The organism is Streptomyces sp. NPDC031554 (assembly GCF_055580685.1).
On sequence record NZ_JBVIKX010000023.1, the window covers coordinates 42252 to 54875 of the forward strand.

General features: G+C 72.8%; 15 protein-coding genes. 2 read left to right on the forward strand and 13 right to left on the reverse strand.

The annotated features are described in order from the left end of the window. Positions 1-14: 14 nt before the first annotated feature. From fabG to ACZ5FU_RS34770, 7 genes are all read right to left on the reverse strand, one after another. On the reverse strand, positions 15-800 hold the full coding sequence (gene fabG / locus ACZ5FU_RS34740; protein ID WP_469047915.1) for a 3-oxoacyl-ACP reductase FabG: 786 nt from the start codon (positions 798-800) through the stop codon (positions 15-17). Positions 801-814: 14 nt separating this feature from the next. Then, positions 815-1084 carry an acyl carrier protein gene (locus ACZ5FU_RS34745; RefSeq protein ID WP_451528094.1) on the reverse strand — a complete coding sequence of 90 codons (270 nt, stop codon included), beginning with the start codon at positions 1082-1084 and terminating at the stop codon, positions 815-817. Between the two features lie 71 nt (positions 1085-1155). Then, positions 1156-2367 (reverse strand): ketosynthase chain-length factor, encoded by a 1212-nt coding sequence (locus tag ACZ5FU_RS34750; protein ID WP_451528093.1) that lies wholly within the window; start codon positions 2365-2367, stop codon positions 1156-1158. Continuing rightward, positions 2364-3635, reverse strand: coding sequence for a beta-ketoacyl-[acyl-carrier-protein] synthase family protein (locus ACZ5FU_RS34755; protein WP_451528092.1), 1272 nt, complete (start codon positions 3633-3635; stop codon positions 2364-2366). Before ACZ5FU_RS34755 ends, ACZ5FU_RS34750 begins: the two co-directional genes overlap by 4 nt. Then, positions 3632-3961, reverse strand: a complete 330-nt coding sequence (locus ACZ5FU_RS34760) for a TcmI family type II polyketide cyclase (RefSeq protein ID WP_451528091.1) — start codon at positions 3959-3961, stop codon at positions 3632-3634. The genes ACZ5FU_RS34755 and ACZ5FU_RS34760 overlap by 4 nt, the downstream gene beginning before the upstream one ends. 157 nt (positions 3962-4118) lie before the next feature. Next, positions 4119-4814 carry an antibiotic biosynthesis monooxygenase family protein gene (locus ACZ5FU_RS34765; protein ID WP_451528090.1) on the reverse strand — a complete coding sequence of 232 codons (696 nt, stop codon included), beginning with the start codon at positions 4812-4814 and terminating at the stop codon, positions 4119-4121. Between the two features lie 63 nt (positions 4815-4877). Beyond that, on the reverse strand, positions 4878-6335 hold the full coding sequence (locus tag ACZ5FU_RS34770) for an FAD-dependent monooxygenase (RefSeq protein ID WP_469047917.1): 1458 nt from the start codon (positions 6333-6335) through the stop codon (positions 4878-4880). Positions 6336-6512: 177 nt separating this feature from the next. On the opposite strand from ACZ5FU_RS34770, the gene ACZ5FU_RS34775 reads away from it, so the two are divergent. Next, positions 6513-6977 carry a nuclear transport factor 2 family protein gene (locus ACZ5FU_RS34775; RefSeq protein ID WP_451780375.1) on the forward strand — a complete coding sequence of 155 codons (465 nt, stop codon included), beginning with the start codon at positions 6513-6515 and terminating at the stop codon, positions 6975-6977. Between the two features lie 67 nt (positions 6978-7044). On the opposite strand, the gene ACZ5FU_RS34780 is transcribed toward ACZ5FU_RS34775, so the two are convergent. Continuing rightward, a complete protein-coding gene (locus ACZ5FU_RS34780; RefSeq protein ID WP_451528087.1) occupies positions 7045-7461 on the reverse strand; it encodes a pyridoxamine 5'-phosphate oxidase family protein in 417 nt (138 codons plus the stop codon). 88 nt (positions 7462-7549) lie between these two features. Beyond that, a complete protein-coding gene (locus ACZ5FU_RS34785) occupies positions 7550-7678 on the reverse strand; it encodes a hypothetical protein (protein WP_451528086.1) in 129 nt (42 codons plus the stop codon). 584 nt (positions 7679-8262) lie between these two features. Here ACZ5FU_RS34785 and ACZ5FU_RS34790 point away from each other — a divergent pair. Beyond that, a complete protein-coding gene (locus ACZ5FU_RS34790) occupies positions 8263-8511 on the forward strand; it encodes a DUF6059 family protein (protein WP_468646422.1) in 249 nt (82 codons plus the stop codon). A gap of 19 nt (positions 8512-8530) precedes the next feature. Here ACZ5FU_RS34790 and ACZ5FU_RS34795 read toward each other — a convergent pair whose 3' ends face one another. The 4 genes from ACZ5FU_RS34795 to ACZ5FU_RS34810 all read right to left on the reverse strand — a co-directional run bounded on the left by ACZ5FU_RS34795 (position 8531) and on the right by ACZ5FU_RS34810 (position 12605). After that, the gene (locus ACZ5FU_RS34795) at positions 8531-9607 is read right to left on the reverse strand and encodes a ParB/RepB/Spo0J family partition protein (RefSeq protein ID WP_451528084.1); all 1077 of its coding nucleotides are present in this window, start codon (positions 9605-9607) and stop codon (positions 8531-8533) included. Between the two features lie 199 nt (positions 9608-9806). Next, positions 9807-10745, reverse strand: coding sequence for an ABC transporter permease (locus tag ACZ5FU_RS34800; protein ID WP_469047919.1), 939 nt, complete (start codon positions 10743-10745; stop codon positions 9807-9809). Next, the gene (locus tag ACZ5FU_RS34805) at positions 10732-11544 is read right to left on the reverse strand and encodes an ABC transporter ATP-binding protein (RefSeq protein WP_468647109.1); all 813 of its coding nucleotides are present in this window, start codon (positions 11542-11544) and stop codon (positions 10732-10734) included. The genes ACZ5FU_RS34800 and ACZ5FU_RS34805 overlap by 14 nt, the downstream gene beginning before the upstream one ends. Further along, positions 11544-12605: an aliphatic sulfonate ABC transporter substrate-binding protein gene (locus ACZ5FU_RS34810; RefSeq protein ID WP_469047934.1), complete on the reverse strand. Its 1062-nt coding sequence runs from the start codon at positions 12603-12605 to the stop codon at positions 11544-11546. Before ACZ5FU_RS34810 ends, ACZ5FU_RS34805 begins: the two co-directional genes overlap by 1 nt. Positions 12606-12624: the final 19 nt, after the last annotated feature.

The window sequence follows — 12624 nt, forward strand, 5'->3', positions numbered from 1 at the left end:
GGTCGTTCGGGCGGTCAGAAGTTGCCGAGTCCGCCGCAGACGTTGAGCGCCTGGGAGGTGATGGAGGCGGCGGTGTCGGAGGCGAGGTAGCCGATGAGGCCGGCGACCTCGGCGGGGGTGCTGTAGCGGCCGAGGGGGATCTTGGCCTGGAACTTGGTCAGGATCGCCTCCTCGGTGGTGTCGTAGGCGGTGGCGTAGCCCTGCCGCACGCGCTGGGCCATGGGGGTCTCGACGTAGCCGGGGCACACGGCGTTGACGGTGATGCCGGTGGGGGCGAGTTCGTTGCCCAGGGCCTTGGTGAAGCCGACGACGCCGTGTTTGGAGGCGGAGTAGGGGGCGCCCAGGACGACGCCCTGCTTGCCGGCGGTGGAGGCGACGTTGATGATGCGGCCGCGGTCGAGGCCGCGCATGCCGCCGGTGGTGAGGACTTCGCGGGTCATGCGGAAGACGCTGTTGAGGTTGGTGTCGATGACGTCGCCCCACAGGTCGTCGGTGAGGTCGGCGGTCACGCCGCCGCCCGAGCGGCCGGCGTTGTTGACCAGGACGTCGACGGGGCCGAAGGTGTCGAGGGCCGCCTGGACGAAGGCGTGGACGGAGGCGGTGTCGCGCACGTCGAGCGCCTGGCCGGCGGCCTGCAGGCCGTCCTCGGTGAGGGACTTGACGGTGGCGATGACGTCGGACTCGGTGCGGGCGCCCAGGAACACCCGGTGTCCCTGGGTGGCCAGCAGGCGGGCGGTGGCCAGGCCGATGCCGCTGGTGGCGCCGGTGACGAGCGCGACGCGGGGGGCGGTCTGTGTCATGGCGGGGTGTCCTTTCAGGCCGCGTGGGCGGCGGCCAGCCGCTCGTTGACGGTGGCGATCAGGTCCCGGGGGGTGAGGGCGTCGGTGAGGGTGTCGTCGTCGAGGGAGATGCCGTATTCGCGTTCGATGCAGCCGCCGGTCTCCAGCAGGGCGAGCGACTCGTAGCCGAGGAGGTCGAAGGTGGTGTCGAGGATGTCGTCGTCGAGGGCGGTGGCCTCGTCGGCGCCGGCGGCCTGCAGGAGGATGCGCCTGAGGTCGGCGAGGGTGAAGGGTCGGTGCGTCATGGCGGTGGTGTCCTTCGGGTCGGATCCGGTCGGGTGCGGTGTGCCGGCACCGGGTGGTGGTGCGGGACGGGTCAGGGTGCGGCGCGCACGACCAGGGCGGAGTTGAAGCCGCCGTGGCCGCGGGCCAGCACCAGGGCGGTGCGCACGGTGGCCGGGCGCGGCTGGTGCAGCACCAGGTCCAGGTCGTACTCGGGGCAGGGGTCGGTGTGGACGGTGGGCGGGATGACGTCGTCGCGCATGGCCAGCAGGGCGCAGGCCACGTCCAGGGGGGCGGCGCCGGAGTAGAGGCGGCCGGTCATCGTCTTGGGGACGGTGACGGGGACGGCTCGGGGGCCGAAGACCTCGCTGATGGCGTGGGCCTCGGCGCGGTCGAGGTCGGGCAGGCCGGCTCCGTCGGCGAAGACGGCGTCGATGTCGGCGGGGGCGGTGCGGGCGTCGTCGAGGGCGATGCGCACGGCGGTGGCCAGGGTGGAGCCGCGGCCGGCGGCGGGCGGCGGGTCGAAGGTGGCGCCGTAGCCGGCGATCTCGCCGTAGGAGCGGGCGCCGCGGGCGCGGGCGGTGTCGGCGTCCTCCAGGATGAGGAGGGCGCCGCCCTCGCCGGGGACGTGGCCGCGGGCGTCGCGGTCGAAGGGCAGGTAGGCGCGGGTGGGTTCGTCGCTGTCGCTCATGCGGCCGCCGGCGAGCTGGGCCACCCAGCCCCAGGGGCAGACCGAGGCGTCGACGGCGCCGGAGACGATCAGCGGGGTGCCCTTGCGCACCAGTCGTCTGGCCTGGGCGAGGGCGTCCAGGCCGCCGGCCTGGTCGCTGACGACGACGCCGCTGGGGCCCTTGAGGCCGTGCCGGATGGAGATCTGGCCGCTGTTGACGGCGTAGAACCAGGCGAAGGACTGGTAGGCGGAGACGAACTGGCTGCCCTTGGACCACAGTTTCTGCAGTTCGCCCTGGCCGAACTCGAAGCCTCCGGCGTGGCTGGCGGTGACGACGCCCATGTCGAGGGGGTCGTGGGAGCGGGGGTCGACGCCGGCGTCGGCGAGGGCCCAGTCGGCGGCGGCCAGGGACAGCCGGGTGACGCGGTCGGTCTGGGGCAGGAGGCGGCCGGGCAGGTGCTCGGCGTCCTCGAAGCCGGGTATCTGGCCGGCGAGGCGGGCGGGGTAGCCGCTGGGGTCGAAGCGGGTGATGCGGCCGATGCCGCTCTTGGCGCCCAGGGTCGCCGCCCAGTAGTCGGCCGTGCCCAGGCCGTTGGGGGCGGCGACGCCCATGCCGGTGACGGCGACCGCGGTCATCGGGTGCTCCTTCGCGCGCCGGTGAGGACCATGGCGCTCTGGAATCCGCCGAAGCCGCTGCCGACCGTCAGGACGGAGTCGACGCGCTGGTCGCGGGCGGTCAGCGGGACGTAGTCCAGGTCGCACTCGGGGTCGGGGGTGTGGAGGTTGGCGGTGGGGGGCACGACGTCGTACTCCATCGCCAGGGCGCAGGCGGCGATCTCGATGGAGCCGATGGCGCCCAGCGAGTGGCCCACCATCGACTTGATCGAGCTGACCGGGGTGCGGCGGGCGTGGTCGCCGAGGGCTTTCTTGAACGCGGCCGTCTCGTGCCGGTCGTTCTGCTTGGTGCCCGAGCCGTGGGCGTTGACGTAGTCGATGGCGTCGGGGTTCATGCGGGCCTCGTCCAGGGCGGTGCGGATGGCTTCGGCCATCTCCGCGCCGTCCCGGCGCAGTCCGGTCATGTGGTAGGCGTTGGAGCGGGTGGCGTAGCCGGCGATCTCGGCGTAGACGTGGGCGCCGCGGGCGCGGGCGCGCTCGAGGTCCTCCAGGACGAAGAAGGCGGCGCCCTCGCCCAGGACGAAGCCGTTGCGGGTGGCGTCGAAGGGGCGGGAGGCGTGCTCGGGTGCGTCGTGGCGGGGCGTGGTGGCCTTGATGGCGTCGAAGCAGGCCATGGTGATCGGTGAGATCGGCGCGTCGGAGGCGCCGGCGATCATGACGTCGGCGGAGCCCTCGCGCACGAGTTCGGCGGCGTAGCCGACGGCGTCGATGCCGGAGGTGCAGCCGGTGGAGACGACTGTGGCGGGTCCCTCGGCGCCGACCGCCCAGGCCACTTCGGCGGCGAAGGAGCTGGGCACGAGGTAGTTGTACAGGTGCGGGACGGCGTAGCGGTGGTCGACGAGGTCGAGGCGGCCGCCGTCGCTGACGACGCGGTACTCCTCGTCCAGGCCCATGGTGGCGCCGACCGCGCTGCCGACGGTGACGCCGATGCGGTGGGGGGTGAGGGCGGCCGGGTCGATGCCGCTGTCCTGGACGGCGCCGCGGGCGGTGACCACGGCGAACTGGGCGGCGCGGTCCATGCGCCGCACCTCCTGGGGGGTGAGGCCGTGTTCGAGGGCGCAGAAGTCGGCCTCGGCCGCCACCCGGGAGCGGAAGGGGGCGGGGTCGAAGAAGGTGATGCCGCGGGTGGCGGTGCGTCCTTCGCTGATGAGCTGCCAGAACTCCTTGCGGCCGATGCCTCCGGGGGCGAGGACCTCCAGTCCGGTGATGGCGACGCGGCGCTGGGTCATGCGCCGGCCTCCCAGGAGTAGAAGCGGCCGGCCATGGCGTCGGCCGGGGAGCGCCAGGTCGCCGGGTCGTAGGCGGTGATGAAGGGCTTGAGGTCCTCGCTGATCCGCACGAAGCGCGGGTCGTCCTTGGCGTCCTCGATGCGGGTGCCGCCGTCGTCGGTGTCGAAGTCCTGGAGGTGGAAGTACAGGCCGCGGTAGGCGAAGAGCTGACGGCGGCGGGTGCCCATCCGGTGGGGCATGTCGGTGGCGTCGAAGTCGGTGAACAGTTTGGCGACGTCGTGGCGGGAGTCGATCGCCATCCGGGCCACGATCAGCGTGCTGTGCATGGCTGGCTCCTTGCGGTGGGCGCTGGGCCGGGCGAAGGGGGGGCCGGCGGGCCGGCCGGCGGGAAAGAGCGGGGGTGCGGGGCGCCCGCCCCGCGCGAGGGAGGGGCGGGTGCCGGTGTGGGTGGGGCGGGCCGGCCCGCGGCCGGGCGGGGCGGTGTTACTGGCCGGCTCCGCGGGTGTGGATGACCCGGTAGGAGTTCCAGTCGCTGCCGGTCTTGAGGGCGTCGACGCGCGCCTCGGACTTGCGGCGCTCCTCGCTCTTGTCGGCGTCGGCCTGCAGGCGGTGGGCGTCGTGGTCCTGCTGGCTCGCCCACTGGGAGTAGACGACGACGAAGGGGCCGTCCAGGAAGCGGGCGCGCAGTCCCTTGAAGACGCTGTGCGAGCGGTAGCCGGGGGCGTCGGCGAGGAAGGCGCGGCCCTGGCCGAGTTCGGCGATCAGTTCGTCCTGGTCGCCCTCGGCGACCGTGAAGATCTCGATGACGGTGTGGTCGTCGCGGTCGGGGGAGATCTCGGTGACCTCGCCCTGGGAGGGGTGGCGCTGGGTGTGGACGATCTCGCTCTGCAGCAGCCGGATGGAGGTGGTGATGTCCTGGAAGACCGGCAGCGTGCGGTGCTTGAACTCCTCGCCGGCGTAGCGCTTCTCCAGGTCCTCGCCGCTGCGCCACTGGATGAAGTTGGCGGTTCCGGGGCTGTGCAGGCCGGCGTGCACGGTGGAGGAGATCCAGCCGTCGAAGGCCGCGGTGTCGACGATCTTCCGCATCTCCTGGACCAGCCTGTCCTGCTTGTCGGGCTGGTCGGTGGTGAACAGGTTGAGGACGGTCAGGTGCTTGTCCTGGGTGGAGATGTAGGGCATGGCGTGGGATTCGCTTCCTGTCGGAAAGAGGGGTGGGCGGATGGGCGCGGGGGCGGGGCGGGTTCAGCCGGCGGGGCCGAACCAGCGCTCCAGGGCCCGGGTGAGGGGGCCGGCGTCGGGGTCGGGCGTGATCCAGGCGATGTAGCCGTCGGGGCGCACCAGGATCGCGTCGGCGTCCGGCAGGTCCTCGCCGCGTTCGGCGTGGACGATGTCGACGCGGTCGGACCAGGGCTTGGCGGCCTCCGCCGGCAGGCCGCCGGCGGTGAGGTCGAGCAGGAGGGGGCGGCCGGCGGCCAGCAGGTCGTACACGCCGGTGGGGCGGCCGTCGTGGGTGAGGCGGCCGTCCTGCAGGCGCCGGCCCAGCAGCGGGTGGGTGCCGGGGCCGCTGTCGTGGCGGATGTCGAGTCCGGTGACCATGCCGACGAGGTGGCGCTGCACCGACTCGTAGGCGGTGAGTTCGGTGAAGACGTCCAGGAGCGGGGTGATCTCGTCGCCGCCGAGGTAGAGGATGCGCTGGGCCAGGGTGTTGGTCAGGATGCGGGCGCCGACCGGGTGGCGTTCGTCGTGGTAGGTGTCCAGCAGGCCTTCGGGGGCCCAGCCCTTGAGGTGGGCGGCGAGTTTCCAGCCGAGGTTGACCGCGTCCTGGATGCCGGCGCTCATGCCCTGGGCGCCGATGGGCAGGTGGATGTGGGCGGCGTCGCCGGCCAGGAAGACCCGGCCGCTGCGGTAGGCGGCGGCCTGCCGGCTGACGTCGGTGGTGGAGCTGACCCACAGCGCGGTGGCGGCGTGGATGTCCTCGCCGGACAGTTTCTGGAAGGTGTCGGCGACCTCGTCGAAGGTGATCGGGTCCGGGCTCGTGCGCAGCGGTTCGTCGCGGTCGTAGTAGATGATGCGGCAGCGGTCGGGGCCCAGCGGCAGCACCATGATCATGCCGCCGGGGACCCGTTCCCCGGCGAAGCGGGGGCGCAGCCGTACGCCGGTGATGTCGGCGAAGCGCAGCTCGACGGCCGGCTCGGTGCCGGGGAAGTCGATGCCGGCGGCCGTGCGCACGGCGCTGCGGGCGCCGTCGCAGCCGATGACGTGGCGGGCCCGCAGCTCGCCGCCGCCGGCGAGCTGCAGCGTGACGCCGTCGTCGTCCTGGACCAGGCCGGTGACCTCGGTGGAGCGCCGCACGCGGGCGTCCTGTTCGGCGGCCCAGCCGGCCAGCATCGCCTCGGTGCGGGACTGCGGGATGCCGCGGGCGCCGTAGGAGCCGCCGCTGAGCACCCGGTAGTCGAGCGGCACCCCGCCGAAGTGCCCGGCGGGGATGACGTCGACGTCGCCGAGGCGGGCGAGCAGCCCGCGCTGGGCGAACTCCTCGATGGTGCGCGCCGAGAAGCCCAGGGCGCGTGACTGGCGCATCGGCTCGGCGAGCCGGTCGAGCACGAGAGTGGAAATTCCCTGCAGGCCGAGTTCACCGGCGAGCATGAGTCCGGTGGGGCCGGCACCTACGATGATCACGTCCGCGTCATAATTGTCCATCGTCGCCCATCTGCCCTCTTGTGGTTGATGTTCCACGAGTATGGACAGCCTTCGACCGGGCGGTAAAGGGACATTGATACAGGGCTTCTACAGGCCGGTACAGAAACGTGCCGAGAATGTCAGATCTTCTACAGGCGGGGTTGGTCGAATCGTCTTTGCGGGGCCATGCTCAAGCGCATGACCTCCACTGACGCCGCATCATTCACGCCGGACGCCCTGGCGGACGCTTTTGCCGTGGGCAGGCTCCTGGACCGCTATCTCCTGGCACTGGACAGCGAAAAACTGGACGACGCGTGGGCGGGGACCCTGTTCACCGCGGACGCCGTCGTCGCGTTTCCCCTGAGCCGGCACGAGGGAATGGAAGGGCTTGCGGAATGGCACCGGAACTCGCTGGCGCATTTCGCGCGCACGCAGCATCTGAATTCTCCGGCGGTGGTGGACTGTGCCGGTGACGAGGCGGTACTGCGCGCCAATCTCGTCTCCACGCACGTCCACCGTCCCGGCGGCGAGGAGGGCGAGTTGTTCACCACCGGCACCTCGGTGAGCGGCGCGGCCCGCCGCACCCCGGGCGGCTGGCGGCTGACCCGGCTGTCGTTCGCGCTGATCTGGGTGGACGGGGTGCCGCCCGGCGCGCGCGGCTGACCCGGTGCCCCGCGCCCCCGCCGTCCGCGGGAGCGCGGGGCACCGGGCGCGGGGCGCGTGGGGGTGGTCAGCAGTTGAGGCTGAGCACGCGGTCGACCGTGATCTCCACGACCACGCGTCCCGGCGGGTTGGGCGGGCCGGACCAGTAACGCCGGGTGTAGTGGCGGACCCCTTCGGCGACGTGCTCGGGGCCGTCGTGGACGCGGGCGGTGCCTTCGAGGGTGACCCAGCGGAACCCGTCCACCTGGCAGAGCGCGACCCGGGCGTGCGGGGTGGCCAGCACGTTGCGGACCTTGCGCGTGGTGTTCACCGTCAGGACGCGGGCGGTGCCCGTGCGGGGGTCGAAGGTGAAGCGCACCGGGGTCAGGTGGGGCGAGCCGTCGGGTCTGAGCGTGGTCAGCACGGCGGTGTGCGGCGCCGCGAGGAACTCGTCGAGGGCAGGGGACACCGTGAGGGTGCCGGCGCGCTGCGGGGAGAGCGTCATCGTGTGGGATTCCTCTTTCGGTCACCGGCGCGGCGCGCCCTGGCGTGCCACCGCCGCGGCGCGCGGGCCGCGTGCGGGTGACGGGTCGTCAGTCGATCCCGCGGACCACGTTCGGCTCTGCGGGGTCGTCCTCGTCGTCGTCGACCCCGGCGAGCCGGAGCACCGGCGCCACCCCTTCCACACCGCGTGCCTGCCGCTCACGTTCGGCCTCGTCCATGGGCCTCTCCTTCCGCGACCGTGCGCCCTGCGGGGCTTGCGGAGCCCGGTGGCTCCACCCGGCAACGTTGGCAAGTCCCTCTGGAGGCTGGGCGGAGGCCCGGCTGGAGTCCGCCTGGACACCGCGTCGGCCACGGCGGCGCGCGGCGTCCGGGACCCGCCCGCCCGCACCCGGCCGCCGGGCCCGCTCCCCCGCCGTGGCCGCTCCCCCGCCGGGCCCACTCCCCGCTGTGGCCTTTCCCCCGCCGGGCCCGCTCCCGGCGCTGTGGCCTCTCCCGGCGGGTCCTGTCCCTGGTTGTGCCTTCTCCTTCGCGAGGTCTGTCCTGCGGCGCGTGTCGTGTCGTGCGCGGGGTCCCGTCCTCCTGCCGGGTCCGGGTGCGGCCGTCGTTGCGGTGTCCGCCGGGCGGGGGCGTGCCGTCCGGCGGCAGGGGGCGGGCGGCAGGCGGCGGGGCGCGGGGTGAGCGGGGCCGGGGGCGGGTGGGGGCGCTTGAGTCAGCTTCGAACCCGGCTCGACGGGGGGCCCGCACAGTGGCGGCACACGGCGAACCGGAGCCATCGCGGCCCCGTCATCGGAGGGATCCGTCCATGGCCGGCTTGATCAGGCGTGTGCTGCGCGAGGTGTACCGGGGCCTGCAGGCCTACGGCGCCATCCATGTGTCGGTGGGCCGGCCGCCCGAGAGTGCGGCGCCGCCCGGCGGGGAGGCGGCGGGGCCGGGGGAACCGCCGGGGCCGGCGCCGGGCCCGCCGGCGGGGCATCCGGAGCGGCTGCGCCCGGACGTCGCGCTGACGGCGGCGGAGCGGGCGCTGGAGCGGGAGCTGGACGCGGAGTCCTGACCGGGTGCGGGCCGGGCCCTCACACCGCTTCCTGGCGGCTTCTGAGCTGTTCGGCGAACAGGCTCCACTCCCTGCTGACGCTCTCGGCGATGGGGGCGATGACGCCGAGCCAGTGGGCCGGGACGGCGTCGACGAGGTCCTGCCAGCCGTCGGGGTCGGTGGCGTGCAGCGCCATCCACTGCAGGAACTCCTTGCCGCCCTCGGTGTAGCGCACGCAGGGGTCGTTGGCGATCTTGGCCGCGACGCTCTCCCAGGCGGGGGGTGTGTCGGCGGGGTGGGTGCGCCGCGCGGGCACGGGTGCGGGCGGGTCGGTGCGGTCGGCCGTGCCGGGGGCGGGGGCGGCCGGCACGGTCAGCCGTGCGGTGGCGCCGCGTGGTCCGCCCCGTTCGGGGCTGACGCCGCGGCGCAGCCGGGCGATCACGTCGTGGACGGTGCCCAGGGAGACGTCGGTCTCCCTGGCGACCTCCCTGAGGGTGGCGTGGGGGTGGGCGTTGATGTATTCGGCGGCGCGGCGTCTGCCCTCGCCGGCGGTGACCGAGCGCAGTTTCCCGTCCCGGCCCAGGCGTTTGGCTCCCGGCGGGGTGCCCTGCGGTGTGCAGCGCTCGCGCAGGGAGCGGATCGTCTTGGCGCTCAGTCCGGTGACGGCGGCGAGGGCGCGGTCGGACCATTCGGGGTGTGCCGACAGGACGCGTTCGGCGCCGAAGAGGCGGTCGGCCCTGGACAGCGGCAGTCCGTGGGCGCTGTTGGTCCTCATGGCCAGGACGAGGGCCTCGGCGTCGGTGCAGTCGACCAGGTGCGCGGTGATGCTGTGGTCGCCGCGGAGCTTGGCGGCCTCCAGGCGGTGGAGTCCGTCGATGACGCGCCAGCCGTCCTTCTGGACGAGGACGGGCGGCAGCGGGGTGTGGCTCGAGACGTCGACGAGCAGGTGGACGTGGGCAGTGCTGATGCCGCCGCGGCGCAGGTGCGGTCCGGGTGACAGCGCGTGGACCGGGAGGTCCTGCGCGGGGGTGCGGTCGATGTCGTGGGGGCCGGTGCGGTCACCGGCGGCCGGTTCGTGGTGCGCCGGCGTGGCGGAACCGAAGCCGTCTGCGGTCACCGTAGCCCGCCCGTCCTTGAAAGCCATCCGGTGTGGCCCCTTTCTGCTGCCGTCCCGGACGAGCGTCGCAGCGCTGTCTTTAGCCGTGGTCGAGAGCGGGTTGACGAGCCGGGGGGCGACGGCCGGGGCGCACGGGACGGCGGCGAAGGGGTGGGGCGGCGGCGGGGTGGCGGCGGGAGGGGGCGGGGTGGCGGCGGTGTCAGGTCTTCATCAGCAGTCCGCGTCCGCGCAGGACGCGTCGTTCCAGGGGGCTGAAGATGAGGAGGTCGATGGCGATGCCGACGAAGAGGATGAGGATGATCGCTTCGAAGACCATGGCCATGGAGCTGGCGTTGCGGCCGTTCTCCAGCAGGGCGCCCAGGCCGATGCCGAGGTCGGGTGAGGAGGCAATGATCTCGGCGGCCATCAGGGAGCGCCAGGAGAAGGCCCAGCCCTGTTTGAGGCCGCTGAGGTAGCCGGGCAGGGAGGCGGGGAGCACGATGTGCCAGGCGCCCTTCAGGCCGGTGGCGCCCATGGTGCGGCCGGCGCGCAGGAACAGGGGGGGTACCTGGTCGATGCCGGAGACCAGGCCGTTGGCGATGGAGGGGACGGCGCCGAGCAGGATCACGGCATACATCATGGAGTTGTCCAGGCCGAGCCAGATCACCGCCGGGGGTACCCAGGCCACCGAGGGCAGGGACTGCAGGCCGGACAGGACCGGGCCGATCGCGGCGCGCACGAACTTCACCCGCGCCACCAGCAGGCCGAGGGGGGTGCCGATGGCGAGGGCGAGGAGGAAGCCGAGCAGGCCGCGCGAGACGGAGGTCCAGATGTACTCCAGGAGCTTGCCCTCCAGCCAGGCGTTGCGGAACTCGGTGCCCACGTCGGAGGGGGACGGCAGTTTCGCCGGGTCGTCGACGATGTGGAAGGTGATCAGGGCCTGCCAGACCACCAGCACCACCGCGATCGCGACGAGGGGCGGCAGGATCTTGTCGACGAGGGTCTGCCGCAGGGAGGTGCCGGCGGCCGCCGGGGTCTCCAGCGCGTCCAGGCCGGCCTCGACGCCGGCGATGCCGGTGTCCCCGGCCGCTGCCTTCGCCGCCGGGGTTTTCACGGCCGGGGCCTTGGTGGTCGGGGGGTTGGGGTCAGTGCTGGCCATGTCGGCGGATCTCCCCACGCAGGACTTCGGTGATCTCCAGGGACAGTTCGGCGACGGGGGCGTCCTCGATGCGGCGTGGTTGTGCGATGTCGACGCTCCACTGGCGGGCGATGCGGCCGGGGCGGGAGGACAGCAGGACGACGCGTTGGGCGAGGCGTACGGCTTCGCGCACGTTGTGGGTGACGAAGAGGACCGACAGGCCGGTCTCGGCCCAGATGCGGGTGAGTTCGTCGTGGAGGACGTCGCGGGTGATGGCGTCCAGGGCGGCGAAGGGTTCGTCCATGAGCAGCAGCCGGGCGTCCTGGGCGAGGGCTCGTGCCAGGGCGACCCGCTGGCGCATGCCGCCGGACAGTTCGTGGACGCGTTTGCCGTGGGCGCCTTTGAGGCGGACCAGTTCGAGGAGTTCCTCGGCGCGTTCGCGGCGGTCGGTCTTGGCCAGGCCGCCGAGTCTGAGGGCGAGTTCGATGTTCCTGCCGGCGGTGAGCCAGGGGAAGAGGGCGTGTTCCTGGAACATCAGGGCGGGCCGGCCGTCGGTGCTGATGTCTCCGGTGGTCGGGGCGTCGAGGCCGGCGATCAGGTTGAGCAGGGTGGATTTGCCGCAGCCGGAGGCCCCCAGGAGGGTGACGAACTCGCCGGGTGCGACATCGAGGGTGATGTCGTCCAGGACGAGCTGTGGCCCGGCGGGCCCGGTGAAGGACTTCGAGACGTGCTCGATGCGGGCGGCGAGGGCCGGCGACTGGGTGCCGTCGGCGGCCCTGGCGAGGGTGGTTGCCATGGTCGTCACCTCCTGGGAGGTCATCACGAAGAGGGCTGCCGGACGCCGAGACCGGCGTCGTCGACGGGGCGGGCGCCGGTGGCGGCGAGGACCTTGTTCAGGGGTGCGAGGTCGTAGATGCCGTTCAGGTCGGGCTGTGCGAGCAGGCCGGTGCGGGCGGCGTGGGCGGCCTGGGTGCGCAAGGTGGCCGCCAGCGGGTCGTCGGTGAACTGGATGGACTCCCACGCCGGGTCCAGCACCTTCGCGGGCAGTTCCTTGCCGGAGTCCACCTTCAGCTGCGCGTTGGCGGCCGCCTTCGCCTGGTCCGGGTGGGCGTTGATGTACTTGTTGATGTCGACCGATGCCTTCAGGACCGCTTCGACGGCCTGGGGGTGTGCGGTGAGGAACTTCTGCGACACGATGATGTTCGTGATGACGAACTTCTCCTCGGGCCACAGGTCGGATTCGTCCAGGAGTACCTCGGCGCCCTCGGCGACCAGCTTGGAGGCGGTCGGCTCGGGGACCCAGGCGCCGTCGATGGAGCCCGACTTGTAGGCGTCGGGGGTGACCTTGTTGTCGGTGCGGATCACCGACACGTCGCCCTTGCCGCTCTGCGCGTCGACCTTCCAGCCCTGCTCGGCGATCCAGTTCAGCAGCGCCACGTCCTGGGTGTTGCCGAGCTGGGGGGTGGCGATCTTCTTGCCCTTGACGTCCGCGACCGACGTGATCTTGTCGGGGTCGACCACCAGCTTCACCCCGCCGGAGGCCGAACCGCCCACGATGCGCAGGTTCTTGCCCGCCGACTTGGTGTAGCCGTTGATCGCCGGGGAGGGGCCGATCCAGCCGATGTCGATCGAGCCGGAGTTGAGCGCCTCGATCTCGGACGGCCCGGCGTTGAAGATCTGGTACGACGCCTTCGTGGCACCGAGCGCCTTCTGGAAGTACCCCTTGTTCACGCCGACGAGGGCGGTGGCGTGGGTGAGGTTGCCGAAGTAACCGATCCTGACGGAGTCCAGACCGTCGGTCTTGGCCGCGCCGGCGGCGACCTGCACGTGCGGGTCGTCCTCGGCCTTCGAGCCGTAGCCGCAGGCGGCCGGGGCGAGCAGCGCGAGAGCGGCGAGGGCC